Annotated in this window: 14 protein-coding genes; 2 read left to right on the top strand and 12 right to left on the bottom strand. The window is 70.6% G+C overall.

What is annotated here, in order from left to right; translation table 11 throughout:
• From ruvB to pgsA, 10 genes are all read right to left on the bottom strand, one after another.
• On the bottom strand, window positions 1-703 hold a 703-nt coding region (gene ruvB / locus ACFPZI_RS34085; RefSeq protein WP_381371034.1), incomplete at its 3' end, for a Holliday junction branch migration DNA helicase RuvB.
• A 67-nt stretch (window positions 704-770) separates the two neighbouring features.
• On the bottom strand, window positions 771-1376 hold the full coding sequence (gene ruvA / locus ACFPZI_RS34080; RefSeq protein WP_381371033.1) for a Holliday junction branch migration protein RuvA: 606 nt from the start codon (window positions 1374-1376) through the stop codon (window positions 771-773).
• Window positions 1373-2035: a crossover junction endodeoxyribonuclease RuvC gene (gene ruvC / locus ACFPZI_RS34075; protein ID WP_381371032.1), complete on the bottom strand. Its 663-nt coding sequence runs from the start codon at window positions 2033-2035 to the stop codon at window positions 1373-1375. Before ruvC ends, ruvA begins: the two co-directional genes overlap by 4 nt.
• 205 nt (window positions 2036-2240) lie before the next feature.
• Window positions 2241-2993 (bottom strand): YebC/PmpR family DNA-binding transcriptional regulator, encoded by a 753-nt coding sequence (locus ACFPZI_RS34070; RefSeq protein ID WP_381371031.1) that lies wholly within the window; start codon window positions 2991-2993, stop codon window positions 2241-2243.
• Between the two features lie 48 nt (window positions 2994-3041).
• Complete coding sequence (gene pdxT / locus ACFPZI_RS34065) at window positions 3042-3647, bottom strand: pyridoxal 5'-phosphate synthase glutaminase subunit PdxT (protein ID WP_381371030.1); 606 nt, start codon at window positions 3645-3647, stop codon at window positions 3042-3044.
• A 9-nt stretch (window positions 3648-3656) separates the two neighbouring features.
• Window positions 3657-4568 (bottom strand): pyridoxal 5'-phosphate synthase lyase subunit PdxS, encoded by a 912-nt coding sequence (gene pdxS / locus ACFPZI_RS34060; RefSeq protein ID WP_381371029.1) that lies wholly within the window; start codon window positions 4566-4568, stop codon window positions 3657-3659.
• 142 nt (window positions 4569-4710) lie between these two features.
• A complete protein-coding gene (locus ACFPZI_RS34055) occupies window positions 4711-5262 on the bottom strand; it encodes a LemA family protein (protein ID WP_381371028.1) in 552 nt (183 codons plus the stop codon).
• A gap of 124 nt (window positions 5263-5386) precedes the next feature.
• The gene (locus ACFPZI_RS34050) at window positions 5387-6550 is read right to left on the bottom strand and encodes a glycosyltransferase family 4 protein (protein ID WP_381371027.1); all 1164 of its coding nucleotides are present in this window, start codon (window positions 6548-6550) and stop codon (window positions 5387-5389) included.
• A complete protein-coding gene (locus ACFPZI_RS34045; RefSeq protein WP_381371026.1) occupies window positions 6547-7479 on the bottom strand; it encodes a phosphatidylinositol mannoside acyltransferase in 933 nt (310 codons plus the stop codon). Before ACFPZI_RS34045 ends, ACFPZI_RS34050 begins: the two co-directional genes overlap by 4 nt.
• Complete coding sequence (gene pgsA / locus ACFPZI_RS34040) at window positions 7476-8174, bottom strand: phosphatidylinositol phosphate synthase (protein WP_381371025.1); 699 nt, start codon at window positions 8172-8174, stop codon at window positions 7476-7478. The genes ACFPZI_RS34045 and pgsA overlap by 4 nt, the downstream gene beginning before the upstream one ends.
• A 386-nt stretch (window positions 8175-8560) precedes the next feature.
• On the opposite strand from pgsA, the gene ACFPZI_RS34035 reads away from it, so the two are divergent.
• A complete protein-coding gene (locus ACFPZI_RS34035; RefSeq protein ID WP_381371024.1) occupies window positions 8561-10756 on the top strand; it encodes an elongation factor G-like protein EF-G2 in 2196 nt (731 codons plus the stop codon).
• 294 nt (window positions 10757-11050) lie between these two features.
• Entirely contained in the window at window positions 11051-12706 is a 1656-nt protein-coding gene (locus ACFPZI_RS34030) for a hypothetical protein (protein WP_381371023.1), read from the top strand.
• Window positions 12707-12791: 85 nt separating this feature from the next.
• Here the strand turns inward: ACFPZI_RS34030 and ACFPZI_RS34025 are convergent, their stop codons facing one another.
• Window positions 12792-13340, bottom strand: a complete 549-nt coding sequence (locus tag ACFPZI_RS34025; RefSeq protein WP_381371022.1) for an HIT family protein — start codon at window positions 13338-13340, stop codon at window positions 12792-12794.
• Between the two features lie 153 nt (window positions 13341-13493).
• A complete protein-coding gene (thrS, locus tag ACFPZI_RS34020) occupies window positions 13494-15470 on the bottom strand; it encodes a threonine--tRNA ligase (protein WP_381371021.1) in 1977 nt (658 codons plus the stop codon).
• Window positions 15471-15498 lie beyond the last annotated feature (28 nt).

Below are 15498 nucleotides of genomic sequence, written 5' to 3'. Positions count from 1 at the left end.
GCAGGCGGTTGGCGATGCGGGGCGTGCCCCGGGAGCGGCCGGCGATCTCCGTGGCGCCCTCGGCCTCTATCCCGACGTCCAGGAGGCTTGCCGAGCGGTGGACGACCCGCTCCAGCTCGGGGGGCTCGTAGAACTCCATGTGCGCGGTGAAGCCGAAGCGGTCGCGCAGCGGGGGTGGCAACAGGCCCGCGCGCGTAGTGGCGCCGACCAGGGTGAACGGGGGCAGTTCGAGGGGGATGGCGGTGGCGCCGGGGCCCTTGCCGACGATGACGTCGACGCGGAAGTCCTCCATCGCCATGTAGAGCATCTCCTCGGCGGGCCGGGACATCCGGTGGATCTCGTCGAGGAACAGGACCTCGCCCTCCTGGAGGGAGGAGAGGATCGCGGCCAGGTCGCCCGCGTGCTGGATGGCCGGTCCCGAGGTGATGCGGAGGGGGGCTTCCATCTCGGCCGCGATGATCATGGAGAGGGTGGTCTTGCCGAGGCCGGGGGCGCCGGAGAGCAGCACGTGGTCGGCGGTGGCGCCGCGCGCGCGTGCGGCACGCAGCACCAGGTCGAGCTGCTCGCGGACCTTCTCCTGGCCGATGAACTCGTCCAGGTCCTTGGGGCGCAGGGCGGCCTCGACGGCCTGGTCCTCCCCGTCGGCGACAGACCCCACCAGCCGCTCGGCGGCCGTGGGGTCGGTCGTGTCGTCCCAGTTCACTGAAAGTCTCCTAGCCGGGTGGGGCGGGGCGGTACGAGAGATGCGGGGGGGGGGAGGGTGGTACGGGCTAGCGAGCGCGGTTCAGCGTCTGCAGGGCCGCCTTCAACAGCGCGCCCACCTGGGGTGTGCCCTCGGCGGCCTCGGCGGCGGGGGTGACGGCGGCGACGGCCTCGTCGGCCTCGCGCGTCGCATAGCCGAGGCCGATCAGGGCGGCGTGCAGCTGGTCGTGCCAGCCCGCGGTGACGGGGCTCGCGGCGGTCGCCGCGCCCACCGGTGCGCCGAGGCGGTCCTTCAGATCCAGCAGCAGCTTCTGGGCGCCTTTCTTGCCGATACCGGGGACGGCGACGAGCGCCTTCTCGTCGGCGGTCGCGACGGCCCGGCGCAGCGCGTCCGGGGTGTGCACGGCCAGCATGGCCTGGGCGAGGCGGGGGCCGACGCCGCTGGCGGTCTGCAGCAGTTCGAAGGTCTGCCGCTCGTCGTCGTCCGCGAAGCCGTAGAGGGTGAGCGAGTCCTCGCGTACGACGAGGGAGGTGGCGAGCCGGGCGGGCTGGCCGACGCGCAGCGTGGAGAGCGTGTTCGGCGTGCACTGGACGGCCATGCCGACGCCGCCGACCTCGACGACCGCGACGTCGGGTGCGAGTGCGGCGACCGTGCCGCTGACGAAGGCAATCATGCGGTGCGCCCCTTCGATGGGTTGGGCGATGGGTTCGGTGCGGGATTCGGCGAGGGGATCGGTGCTGTGGGTTTTCTCGGGCCGGACGCTCTCGAGGCGGCCGTGCGCCCAGTGGTCGTGCGCTGGGCGGTGCGCGGAGCGGTGCGTGAGGCATGCAGGGCGGCGGCCTGCTGGAGCCGGTTCTGCGCGGGGGCCCGCCAGATGTGGCAGATGGCGAGGGCGAGGGCGTCTGCCGCGTCGGCGGGCTTCGGGGGCGCGTCGAGCCGCAGCAGACGGGTGACCATCGCACCGACCTGTGCCTTGTCCGCGCGCCCTGAACCGGTCACGGCTGCCTTGACCTCGCTGGGGGTGTGCAGGGCGACGGGGATCCCTCGGCGGGAGGCGCACAGCAGGGCGACGGCGCTCGCCTGGGCGGTGCCCATCACCGTCCGGACGTTGTGCTGGCTGAAGACGCGCTCGACGGCGACGAACTCCGGCCGGTACTCGTCCAGCCACTGCTCGAGGCCCTGCTCGACGGCGACGAGACGGTGACCGAGGTCGGCGTCGGTGGGCGTGCGCACGACGCCCGCACCGAGCATGGTCAGCGGTCGCCCGGCGACCCCTTCGACCACCCCGACACCGCACCTCGTCAGCCCCGGGTCCACCCCCAGTACGCGCACCCTGCACCTTCCCCTCTCTGCGGCTGATCCGCCGCCGCTCTCGCGGACCTGGCTGATCGCCGTCGGGGTTCCTCGATCGATGGTTGTGGTCCGCGGACGGTGATCCTTGACGTACGCCAGGCTATCGGCTGCCACTGACAGGAGCGGCGGGCCGGTGAGGACGTGTCCCCATCGGCCCGCCGGAATCGCCGAGCACGCGGCAGCACTACACGTCGACCTTCTCCATGATCTCGTCGCTCACGTCGAAGTTGGCGAAGACGTTCTGCACGTCGTCGCTGTCCTCCAGCGCGTCGATCAGCTTGAAGATCTTCTTGGCGCCCTCCTCGTCCAGCTCGACCTGCATGGTCGGGACGAAGTTGGCCTCGGCGGAGTCGTAGTCGATCCCGGCGTCCTGCAGAGCGGTACGGACCTCGACCAGGTCGGTGGCCTCGCTGAGCACCTCGAAGGACTCACCGAGGTCGTTGACCTCCTCGGCGCCCGCGTCCAGGACTGCGGTGAGCACGTCGTCCTCGGTCAGCTCGCCCTTGGGGACGATCACGACACCCTTGCGGTGGAACAGGTACGACACCGAGCCCGGGTCAGCCATCGAGCCGCTGTTGCGGGTCATCGCGACGCGCACGTCGGAGGCGGCACGGTTGCGGTTGTCGGTGAGACACTCGATGAGCACCGCGACGCCGTTCGGGCCGTAGCCCTCGTACATGATCGTCTCGTAGTCGGCGCCACCGGCCTCGAGACCGCCACCGCGCTTGATGGCGGAGTCGATGTTCTTGTTCGGTACCGACTGTTTCTTGGCCTTCTGAACGGCGTCGTAGAGGGTCGGGTTACCCTCCAGATCGACACCGCCCATACGCGCGGCGACCTCGATGTTCTTGATCAGCTTCGCGAAGAGTTTGCCGCGTTTGGCGTCGATCACGGCCTTCTTGTGCTTCGTCGTGGCCCATTTAGAGTGGCCGGACATCTGCCTGTCTCCTTCGCGTAACCCATCTCTGCAACGAACGCAGGAATCCTACAAGGAAGCGGCCGTCCGGTACCCGCGCGCCATGTCGACGAACAGGCCGTGCACCCGGTGATCGCCTGTCAGTTCCGGGTGGAACGACGTGGCCAGCGCGTTGCCCTGGCGGACGGCGACGATGTGGCCGTCGTGCTCGGCGATCACCTCCGCACCGGCGCCGACGGACTCGACCCAGGGGGCGCGGATGAAGACCCCGTGCACGGGGCCGCCCTCGATGCCCCTGACGTCGACCGTCGCCTCGAACGACTCGTTCTGCCGTCCGAACGCGTTGCGGCGCACGATCATATCGACGCCGCCCACGGTCTCCTGACCGGAGCGCGGGTCGAGGATCTTGTCGGCGAGCAGGATCATCCCGGCGCAGGTGCCGTAGACCGGCATGCCGTCCCGCACGCGTGCGCGCAGGGGCTCCATCAGGCCGAACAGGACGGCCAGCTTGGAGATGGTGGTGGACTCCCCGCCGGGGAGGACCAGGCCGTCGACCTCGGCGAGTTCCTCCGGGCGCCGCACCGGCCTGGCGACGGCGTCGGCCGCGGCCAGGGCGACAAGGTGCTCCCGTACGTCGCCCTGGAGGGCCAGGACACCGATGACGATGTCGCTCATGCCCGGGGCCTACCAGCCGCGGTTGGCGTAGCGCTCGGCCTCGGGGAGGGTGTCGCAGTTGATGCCGACCATGGCCTCGCCGAGGTTGCGGGACGCGTCCGCAATCACCTTGGGGTCATCGTGGAAGGTGGTCGCCCTGACGATGGCGGCGGCCCGCTTGGCCGGGTCGCCGGACTTGAAGATGCCGGAGCCGACGAAGACGCCCTCGGCACCGAGCTGACGCATCAGGGCAGCGTCGGCGGGGGTGGCGACACCACCCGCGGAGAACAGCACGACCGGCAGCTTGCCCAGCTCGGCGACCTCCTTGACCAGCTCGTACGGGGCGCGCAGCTCCTTGGCGGCGGCGTACAGCTCGTGGTTGTCGAAGCCGCGCAGCCGGGCGATCTCGTTCTTGATCTGGCGCAGGTGGCGCACGGCCTCGACGACGTTGCCGGTGCCGGCCTCGCCCTTGGAGCGGATCATCGCGGCGCCCTCGGCGATGCGGCGCAGGGCCTCGCCGAGGTTGGTGGCGCCGCAGACGAAGGGGGTGGTGAACGACCACTTGTCGGAGTGGTTGACCTCGTCGGCCGGGGTGAGGACCTCGGACTCGTCGATGTAGTCGACGCCGAGCGACTGCAGCACCTGCGCCTCGACGAAGTGGCCGATGCGGGACTTGGCCATGACCGGGATGGAGACGGCCGCGATGATGTCCTCGATCATGTCCGGGTCGGACATACGGGCCACGCCGCCGTCCTTGCGGATGTCGGCGGGGACCCGCTCCAGTGCCATGACGGCGACGGCGCCCGCGTCCTCGGCGATCTTCGCCTGCTCCGGCGTCACGACGTCCATGATCACGCCGCCCTTGAGCTGCTCGGCCATCCCGCGCTTCACACGGGCGGTGCCGGTCTCGGGACCCTGGTTTTCGGAAAGCGTGCTGGACACGAGTGACCTCACTGATGACGAAGAGGGGGTTTCTGCACTACTGAGGAAACGTGAACGGACCAGTCCACAGCAAGAGCCAATGGAGAGGCGGTGGATCGTTTTGGGCGGAGCTCCCGGTCGCCCTCCCGGTGAGTGCCGCCGGTCAGGCCGCGCGTTCGATCAGGGCGGCCGGGGGTTCGTCGTCCATTTCGAACGCCATAGGGAACGGCGCGTGTCCCGCCAGCCGGAACCAGCGCACCTTCCGGTGCCGGCGCAGGGCGCGTGCGGCCCGTACGGCGTCGTTGTGGAAACGGCGGGCCATGGGCACCCTACGGACGGCCTCGGCGAGTTCCACGGCCGCGTTCTCTCCCCCGGGCACCTCCCTGACCACGTCCACCTGCTGCGACTCGGCGAAAACGGCCCGCAGCGCCTGGCTCAGTTCACTCTCGGCGACCTCCCGCTGCTCCTCCACCGTCTGCCGCGCGGCATGCGCGGCCTCGTAGAGCACGATCGAGGCGGCGGGATCGAGCACCCCTGACGTGGCCAGTTCCTGGGCCACAGAGGCGCGGCGCAGCAACTGCGCGTCCAGTGCGGCGCGGGCGGCGTCGATCCGGGCGTGCAGCCGGTCCAGCCGCCCCGCCGTCCAGCTCAGGTAGAGGCCGATCGCGACGAGGGCGACAAGGATCCAGATCAGGGTTGCGGTCACGGGCGGCAAGGCTACCGGGGCGCCGCGCCGGCCCGGCCGAGCGCCCGGGGCGCCCCGGACGCCGACGCCCTCGCTCGTCGCCGTTCACCGGAGGTACGGGCTGTCATGGCCGGGCCCGGCCGAACAGCTGCCCTCAGTCCCTCGCCGGCCCGAAGCGCGACCACAGCCCCGTCGTCCGCTCGTCGGCCGCCACCGCCGCCGCTCCGGCGGTCACCGTCTCGTAGACGGACATGATGTCCGCGCCGACGGTCGACCAGTCGAAGCGGCGGACGTGGGCGCTGCCCCGCTCGCGCAGCTTCGCGCGCCGCTCCGGGTCTCCCAGGAGGCGCACCGCCGCCTCGGCGAGCGCGTCGGCGTCCTCGTTGGGGAACAGTTCGCCGGCCGCCCCCCGGTCGAGCACCTGGGCGAAGGCATCCAGATCGGAGGCGAGCACCGGCGCCCCCGCGGACATCGCCTCGACCAGGATGATGCCGAAGCTCTCGCCACCGGTGTTGGGCGCCACGTACAGGTCGACGCTGCGCAGGAGGCGGGCCTTGTCCTCGTCGCTGACCATGCCGAGGAACTCGACCCGGGAACGGAGTTCGGCGGGCAGGCTCTGCACCGCCTCCTTCTCGTCGCCGCGCCCCGCGACCAGCAGCCGCGTCTGCGGGCGGGCGGCGAGGATCTTCGGCAGGGCGCGCATCAGCACCGGCAGGCCCTTGCGGGACTCGTCGATGCGGCCGATGAAGCCGATCGTGTCGCCCTGCCACGCGGGCTCGGGCTCGGCGCGGGCGAAGAAGTCGACGTCCACCCCGTTCGGGATCACCACCGCGTCGCCGCCGAGGTGTTCGACGAGCGTGCGGCGGGCGTACTCGCTCACCGCGATCCGCGCGCTGATCTTCTCCAGCGCCGCCTGCAGGATGGAGTACGCGGCGACCATGGCCCTGGAGCGCGGGTTGGACGTGTGGAAGGTGGCGACGATGGGTCCCTGGGCCGCCCAGCAGGCCAGCAGGCCGAGCGAGGGCGAGGTCGGCTCGTGGATGTGGATCACGTCGAAGGCGCCCTCGTGCAGCCAGCGGCGCACCCGGGCCGCCGACAGGAAGCCGAAGTTGAGCCGGGCCACCGAGCCGTTGTACGGCACCGGCACCGCGCGGCCGGCCGAGACGACGTACGGCGGCAGCGGGGTCTCGTCGTCGGCCGGGGCGAGGACGGACACCTCGTGGCCGAGGCGGATGAAGTACTCGGCCAGATCACGGATGTGGAACTGGACGCCTCCCGGTACGTCCCAGGAATACGGGCAGACGATGCCGATCCTCACAGGGTCCCCTCCCGGGCGTCCTGCTCGGGGTCCCGCGCGGGATCGAGATCCTTGAGCCACAAGCGCTGCAGCATGTGCCAGTCCTCCGGGTGGTCGGCGATCCCCGTGGCGAAGGCGTCGGCCAGCGCCTGTGTCATGACAGACGTCTTCTCGGCCCGCGTACCCGACTCGGGAACCGGGACCGCTGGATGGACCCGGCCCCGCATCACGGGCGAGTCGTCGTACCAGAGCGTCGCCGGCAGCAGCAGCGCCCCGGTGTGCTGGGCGAGCAGGGCGGGACCGGCCGGCATCCGCGCGGTCTCCCCGAAGAACTCGACCTCCACGCCGGAGGCCGACAGATCACGGTCGGCGACCAGGCAGACCAGTCCCCCGTCGCGCAGCCGCCGGGCCAGCGTGCCGAACGCACTGCCGCCGCTGTGCGGGAGCACCTCCATGCCGAGGCCCTCGCGGTAGGCGACGAAGCGGTCGTACAGCGTCTCCGGCTTCAGGCGCTCGGCGACGGTGGTGAACGGAATGCCGAGCCCGGTGGTGGCCCAGGCGCCCGCGAGATCCCAGTTGGCGAGGTGCGGCAGCGCGAGGACGACGCCCTTGCCGGCCGCCATGCCGTCGGTCAGGCGGTGGATGTCCTTGATGTCGATGCCGTTCGCGATGCGCTCCGGGCTCCAGGCGGGCAGCCGGAAGGACTCCATCCAGTACCGCAGGTACGAACGCATGCCCGCACGGGACAGTTCGGCGAGCCGCTCGGGGCTCGCGTCGGGCACCACGCGCGCGTAGTTGCCCTCCAGCCGGAGCACGCCCCGGCCGCGCCGCTTCCAGGCGATGTCGGCGATGGTCCGGCCGAGCCGCACGGCGACGGGTTCGGGGAGCTTCTTGACGGTGGCCCAGCCGGCGCCGTACAGAGCGTCGCTCAGGCGGTCCCGCGCGCTCACTTCGCGGCCCCGCTCCCGCGGGCCTCCTGCTCCCCGGTGGCCTCCTGCTCCTCCACGGCCTCCGCGGCCTCCGCCTCGGCGGACTCCCGGCGCACCGTGACGACCCGCTGGATCAGCGTGATCAGGCTGCCGACGGCGACGATCCACAGGGCGACCGGCAGCAGGTACTGGATGCCGGGCACGCCGAACGCGTGCAGGCCCGCCAGGCCGGCCGCGACCAGGGAGATGACGAGCCGCTCGGCCCGCTCGATCAGCCCGTTCACGGCCACCGGCAGTCCGATCGACTCGCCGCGCGCCTTGGTGTACGACACCACCTGGCCGCTGGCCAGGCAGAAGATCGACACGGCGCACAGGACGATGTCGTCGCCTCCGCCCGCGTACCACAGGGCGAAGCCGCCGAAGACGGCCCCGTCGGCGACCCGGTCGAGGGTGGAGTCGAGGAAGGCTCCCCAGCGGCTGGAACGGCCCAGCTGGCGGGCCATGTTGCCGTCGACGAGGTCGGAGAACACGAACAGCGTGATCACGACCGTGCCCCAGAAGAACTCGCCCATGGGGTAGAAGACCAGCGCGCCCGCGACCACACCGGCGGTGCCGATGAGCGTGACCGTGTCCGGGCTGACCCCCCGCCGGATGAGAAACGCGGCGAACGGTGTGAGGACACGCGTGAAGAATGCACGCGCGTACTTGTTCAGCATGGCCTTCCCGACGGTCGGTGTGGCCGTGTGGCCCCACTGGCCACCGGCTGGCCCATCGTAGTCACGCGTGCGTGTGACCGACGGCCGGGCACCCGAGGGCCCGGTAGGGGAACCGCCGTCACACGGATCCGCGGACCGGACAGGGCCGAAAGCAAAGCCATGGCCGGGTCCGGGGCCGGCATCGGGACGCCCGGAGGCACGGTCGGGCAGCGCCGGAAGGCGGGATCGCGTCCTTCGTATGGACGCACCGTGACGGGAGTGGAAAGCTCGAAGGACCGCGGGCGTCGCCGGAGCCGTCACCGCTCGGGGTGCCCCCGGGGCCGGTCCCGGGGAGGATCCGCGAGTCCGCGCCCACAGTGACCTCACCGTGCACGGGAGGCAGGACCATGGGCGACAAGGCGTACACACACACCGGAGCCGCCGGAAGGGCACAGGCGGCCGACCACCCCACGTCCGTACGGAATGTGGTGCTGGTCGGCCACTCCGGATCGGGCAAGACGACCTTGGTGGAGGCTCTCGCACTGACCACGGGAGCCGTGAAGCGGGCGGGCCGAGTGGAGGACGGCGGCACCGTCTCCGACTACGACGACATCGAGCACCGGCAGCAGCGCTCGGTACAGCTCTCCCTGGTGCCCCTCGCATGGGACGGCATCAAGATCAACCTGTTGGACACTCCCGGATACGCCGACTTCGTCGGTGAACTCAGGGCCGGTCTGCGAGCGGCGGACGCGGCCCTCTTCGTCGTCTCGGCCTCCGACGGGGTGGACGGCTCGACCCGCATGGTGTGGGACGAGTGCGCGGCCGTCGGCATGCCGCGGGCCATCGTCGTCACGCACCTGGAGGCGGCACGCGCGGACTTCACCGAGATGACGCGCGTGTGCGCCCAGACGTTCGGCGGGGACGATCCCGACGCCGTAGTGCCGTTGTACCTGCCGCTGCACGGTCCGGAGGGACCCGACGGGCACGCGCCCGTGACGGGCCTGATCGGGCTGCTGACCCAGAAGCTGTTCGACTACTCGTCCGGCGGGCGCGAGGAGCACGAGCCCGACCCGGACCGGCTGCCGCTGATCGAGGCGGCCCGCAACCGGCTGATCGAGGGGATCATCGCGGAGAGCGAGGACGAAACCCTCATGGACCGCTACCTCGGCGGCGAGCCGTGCGACGTCAAGACCCTGATCGAGGACCTGGAGAAGGCCGTCGCGCGCGGTGTGTTCTTCCCCGTCCTCGCCGCCGCCCCCGCGGCCGAGGGCGCCCGCCAGGGCCTCGGCACGGTCGAACTGCTGGGGCTGATCACCGGCGGTTTCCCGACCCCGCTGGAACACGGCACACCGCGGGTGACCACCGTCGACGGCACACCGCGCGAGCTGAACCCGTGCGACCCCGACGCCCCGCTGGTCGCGGAGGTCGTCAAGACGTCGTCCGACCCGTACGTCGGGCGGCTCTCGCTGATCCGGCTGTTCTCCGGAACCCTGCGCGCCGACCAGACGGTGCACGTCTCGGGGCACGGACTGGCCGACCGGGGCCACGAGGACCACGACGTCGACGAACGGATCGGTGCCCTGTCCACACCGTTCGGCAAGCAGCAGCGCCCGGTGTCCCACGTCATCGCGGGCGATCTCGCGTGCGTGGCGAAGCTGGGCCGCGCGGAGACCGGGGACACCCTGTCCGCCAAGGACGACCCCCTGCTGATGGAACCCTGGGAGATGCCCGACCCGCTGTTGCCCCTGGCCATCCGGGCGCACAGCAAACCGGACGAGGACAAGCTCTCGCAGGGACTGGCCCGCCTCGTCGCGGAGGACCCCACCATGCGTCTGGAGCACAACCAGGACACCCGCCAGGTGGTCCTGTGGTGTCTGGGCGAGGCCCACGCGGACGTGGCCCTGGAGCGTCTGCGCAGCCGGTACGGCGTCCAGGTGGACGTCGTGGCCCACCGGGTGCCGCTGCGCGAGACGTTCGGTGACAAGGCCGCCGGGCGCGGACGGCACGTCAAGCAGTCCGGCGGGCACGGGCAGTTCGCGATCTGCGAGATCGACGTGGAGCCGCTGCCGGGCGGTTCGGGCATCGAGTTCGTGGACAAGGTCGTCGGCGGCGCGGTGCCGCGGCAGTTCATCCCGTCCGTCGAGAAGGGCGTACGGACCCAGGCCGCCAAGGGAGTCGCGGCCGGTCACCCGCTGATCGACGTACGGGTGACGCTGAGGGACGGCAAGGCGCACTCGGTGGACTCCTCCGACGCGGCCTTCCAGACGGCCGGCGCGCTGGCGCTGCGGGAGGCGGCCGCGGACGCGCGGATCAATCTCCTGGAGCCGGTGGCCGAGGTGAACGTCCTGGTCGGTGACGACTACGTGGGCCCGGTGATGAGCGATCTGTCCGGCCGGCGGGGCCGGGTGCTCGGCACCGAGCAGTCGGCGGGCGGCCGCACCCTCATCAGGGCCGAGGTCCCGGAGATCGAGATCGGCCGGTACAGCGTCGATCTGCGATCGCTCTCGCACGGCACCGCGCGCTTCAGCCGCCGGTACGTGCGGCACGAGCCGATGCCGGCGCAGGTCGCCGAACGGGTCCGGGAGGAGGCACTCAGCGCTTGACGACGGACGGCGGCACGTTCCTCCTCATGGCCATGGCTCGGGATTCGGCGCCGGGCGCCCTCGGGACAGTCCCGGCAGCCCCGCGGGCGCCCGCGCACCACCATGCCCGGCCATGCGCCCGGAAGCGGCAAAACGCGCCCCCGAGAGGCCTCACTTCGTACCGGCAGGCGGCTTTCGGCCGTCCACCGACGGACGCCGGTGGCTGCGGATACTCTGAAGACCAGTTCAACAGGTGTGCGCGGCAAGGAAGTCGGGAAGGCCGCAAGACGACAGTCGCGGCGATCGGGGGCGGGAATGACCGTTGAAGGCGGTTACGCGGATTTCTTCGGTCCGCAGGTGCCACGCACCGGCGACGAAGGGCAGACCCCGACGTTCGCACTGGCCTCGGCCGCCTACCGGGACAACGAGGCCGACGAGATACTCAAGGCCAACAGCGAGTGGCACAAGTCGTCCGTCGACAAGCCCCGGATCGCGCTGTTCCGGCCGAATCTGGGCGAGGCGTTCTCCCGGGCGGTCATCGACCGGATGCTGGGTTCCGGGCGGGCACCGCTCATCCAGTCCTTCGGCACCCAGCCGCAGGTCGTCGTGGAGCACAGCCTCGCGGCACACCGCATCCGCAGGGAGCGGGACAACTGGCTCAGCGCCGTGATGGTGCTGTGCGGCCTGCTGTTCCTGCCCGGACTGCTGATCTGGCTGCTGGTCTTCCAGATCCGCACCACCATCGCCAGGCGCGAGGACAAGCGGGCCGGCGCGCTCGCCACCACGCTGCTGGTCGCGATGGGGCTCCTCGCCGTGGTCTTCCTGCTCCGGATGCCCTTCGACGGATTCTGGGGCTGGTACGCGCGCGCTTGTGTCGTCGCCCCGGTGATCGGCTGGTTCTGGGCCAAGCGGATCTGTGAGCGCACGGCACGGGATCTCAGGGAACGCTGGAGCAGCCTCCTCTCCGGCGGCAGCGTGGGCGCCAAGGTGCCCGAGGCGGTGCCGAGCAGCCCCGGCGAGACGGCCGCCGAGGAGCTGCGTCAGTCGCTGGCCCGGCTCAGCGCCGAGCAGCAGTCCAACTCCGTGTTCTACGCCGGGCCCAAGGGGATACTCGGCATGGGCACGCGCTGGGGCAGCTGGCAGCTCGCCGAGGAGCTGCTCCCGATCGACCCGGACCGGGAGATCAACCCGTTCCGCAGCTGGGACGTCATCAAGGCCGTCCACGACCGGCTGCGCATGCTGGAGCGCGGCCCGCTGCACACCGGAGGCTTCCCCAAGCCGACGGTGCGGCACTGGATCGTCACCCCGATCGGGGAGAACGCGGACGGGGTGTCCCGGCCCGACGGCACCGACGTCGAGGCGTACCGGATCAAGCCGCACGCCATACAGGAGATCTGCAACAACCAGCAGTTCGGCGCGGGCGACCGGCACTACCTGGGCGTGCAGTGGACCCTGTGGGACGGCCAGCTGGTCCTCACCATGCTGATCACGGTGACGGTGCTGCACGAGACGCTGCGCATCGAGGTCACCGGGCATGCCCTGGGCCCGGTGCACTCCCTGTTCACGAGCAAGCCGGCGGCCAAGGAGAAGAAGGTCCAGAAGTCGGTCAAGTTCTGGGAGACCCGGACGGTGAAACTCCCGCTGGTCGCCACCGACGAGGTGGTGCGCCTGGCCGCCCGGGCGCCGCTGACCTGGTATCCGCCGCTGCTCTACTGGCTGGGCGGCAAGCTCTCGCTGCCCGAGCCCTTCGGCCTGCGGCACGCCTGGGCGGACAAGCCGTGGCGGCACCGCTTCATGGCCGACGACGCGCTGCGCGCGGCCACGCCGGTCCTGCGGGCGGTGCACTCGGCGGCGATCAAGGTACTGAAGGAGAACGGCGTGGACACGGAGAAGTTCGGTGCCCGCTCGGCGGGCCTGAGCGGAGCCATCCAGGACGCGGCACCCAAGAAGGCCGACGTGTACGACGCGTAGGCCTCCGGCCGTCGTGCAGGGGGTGGGGCGGCCGTCACCCACGGCTGCCCCACCCCCTGCCGGACAGAGAAACGGACGGGTCGGATCACTCCGTCGGCCAGGCCTCCGCGAGCATCTTGCGGGTGTCGCCCAGCAGTTGCGGCAGCACCTTCGTGTGGCCGATCACGGGAAGGAAATTGGTGTCGCCGCCCCAGCGGGGCACGACGTGCTGGTGCAGGTGGGCGGCGATGCCCGCGCCGGCCACGGCGCCCTGGTTCATCCCGATGTTGAAGCCGTGGGCCCCGGAGGCACTGCGCAGGGCGCTCATCGCCTGTTTGGTGAACTCGGCGAGCTCCGCCGTCTCCGCCGTCGTGAGGTCCGTGTAGTCGGCGATGTGGCGGTACGGCACCGTCATCAGGTGGCCGCCCGTGTAGGGGTACAGATTGAGCACGGCGTAGACCAGCTCGCCACGCTTGATGATCAGCCCGTCCTCGTCGGACTTGGCCGGGATGGAGCAGAAGGGACAGCCGTCGTCGGCGCCCGGGCCGCTCGGCTTGTTCTCGCCCTGGATGTAGGCCATCCGGTGGGGCGTCCACAGACGCTGGAACGCGTCCTGCGTGCCCACTCCGATCTGCTGCTCCGGCTCACTCGTCATGCATGCAGCATATGGCGTCGGACTCGGTGGCGGGGAAAGGCCCCCGGGATCTCTCCCGGGGGCCGGAACCCCGCATGCGCGGGGAGCACACATCGTCCGAACCGACGAAATTGGTTGCGTCCGGACCATCCCCGCATCGACGGGGAGACCGCGTCACACCTGAACGCGACGCTCCACCACGTCAACGAGCTTGGCGATGGCCTCGTCACGCGGAATGCCGTTCTCCTGCGAACCGTCGCGGTAGCGGAACGACACGGTGTCCGCGTTCATGTCGTCGTCACCGACGATGATCATGAACGGGACCTTGAGCTTCTGCTGCGTGCGGATCTTCTTCTGCATGCGGTCCGAGGAGGAGTCCACCTCGACCCGCAGGCCCTGCTTCTTCGCGTCCGCGGCGAACTTCTCCAGGTACTCCACATGGGCGTCGCCCACCGGGATGCCCACCGCCTGCACCGGCGCCAGCCACACCGGGAAGGCACCCGCGTAGTGCTCCAGCATCACCGCGAAGAACCGCTCGATCGAGCCGAACAGCGCGCGGTGGATCATGACCGGGCGGGTCTTGGAGCCGTCCGCGGCCGTGTACTCCAGGTCGAAGCGCTCCGGCAGGTTGAAGTCGAGCTGGATGGTCGACATCTGCCAGGTGCGGCCGATCGCGTCGCGGGTCTGGACGGAGATCTTCGGACCGTAGAAGGCGGCGCCGCCCGGGTCCGGGACCAGCGGCAGGCCCTGCGCCTCGGCGACCTGGCGCAGCGTCTCGGTGGCCTCTTCCCAGGCCTCGTCACTCCCCACGAACTTCTCCGGATCCTTGGTGGACAGCTCCAGGTAGAAGTCGGTCAGGCCGTAGTCGCGCAGCAGGCCGAGCACGAAGGTGAGCGTCTTGTCGAGCTCGTCCGCCATCTGCTCGCGGGTGCAGTAGATGTGCGCGTCGTCCTGGGTGAAGCCGCGGGCGCGGGTCAGACCGTGCACGACACCCGACTTCTCGTAGCGGTAGACCGTGCCGAACTCGAAGAGCCTCAAGGGCAGTTCACGGTACGACCGGCCGCGCGCGTCGAAGATCAGGTTGTGCATCGGGCAGTTCATGGGCTTGAGGTAGTAGTCCACGCCCTCGTCGAGTTGCATGGGCGGGTACATGCCGTCGGCGTACCAGTCCAGGTGGCCCGAGGTCTCGAAGAGCTTCCCCTTCGTCGCGTGCGGGGTGTAGACGAACTCGTAACCGGCCTCCTCGTGCTTGCGCCGCGAGTAGTCCTCCATGACCCGGCGGATGATGCCGCCCTTGGGGTGGAAGACGGCGAGGCCGGAGCCGATCTGCTCCGGGATGGAGAACAGGTCCAGCTCGGAGCCGAGCTTGCGGTGGTCGCGCTTCTCGGCCTCGGCGAGGAACTCCAGGTGCGCCTTCAGCTTGTCCTTGGACGGCCAGGCGGTGCCGTAGATGCGCTGGAGCATCGGGTTCTTCTCGCTGCCGCGCCAGTAGGCGGCGGCGTTGCGCATCAGCTTGAACGCCGGGATGTTCCGGGTGGTCGGCAGATGCGGGCCACGGCAGAGATCCCGCCAGCACAGGTCGCCGGTCTTGGCGTCGAGGTTGTCGTAGATCGTCAGCTCGCCGGCGCCGACCTCGACGTCCGCGCCGTCGTCGTGCGACGCGGAGCCCTTGATGCCGATCAGCTCGAGCTTGTACGGCTCGTCGGCGAGCTCCTCGCGGGCGGCGTCGTCGGTCACCACGCGGCGCGAGAAGCGCTGGCCGCGCTTCTGGATCTCCTGCATGCGCTTCTCGACGGCCTTGAGGTCCTCGGGCGTGAACGGCTTCTCGACGTCGAAGTCGTAGTAGAAGCCGTCCTTGACCGGCGGGCCGATGCCCAGCTTGGCCTCGGGGAACAGCTCCTGCACGGCCTGGGCCATGACGTGCGCGGTGGAGTGGCGCAGGATGTCGAGGCCGTCCGGGGACGAGATCTCGACGCCCTCGACGGTCTCGCCGTCCTTGACCTCGTAGGCGAGGTCCTTGAGCTCGCCGGCCACGCGCGCGGCGATGATGGAGCGCTCACCGGCGAAGAGCTCGGCGGCCGTGGTGCCCGTCGTCACCACGCGTTCGTCCCGCTCGGAGTCGCGTTGGATGATCACACGGACGTCTGACACCGGTCTCTCCTGACTGAAGGCTGAGGCT

It is taken from the genome of Streptomyces chlorus (assembly GCF_042655885.1).
Lineage (GTDB): Bacteria > Actinomycetota > Actinomycetes > Streptomycetales > Streptomycetaceae > Streptomyces > Streptomyces chlorus.
This window is presented reverse-complemented; position numbering and strand designations above follow the sequence as displayed.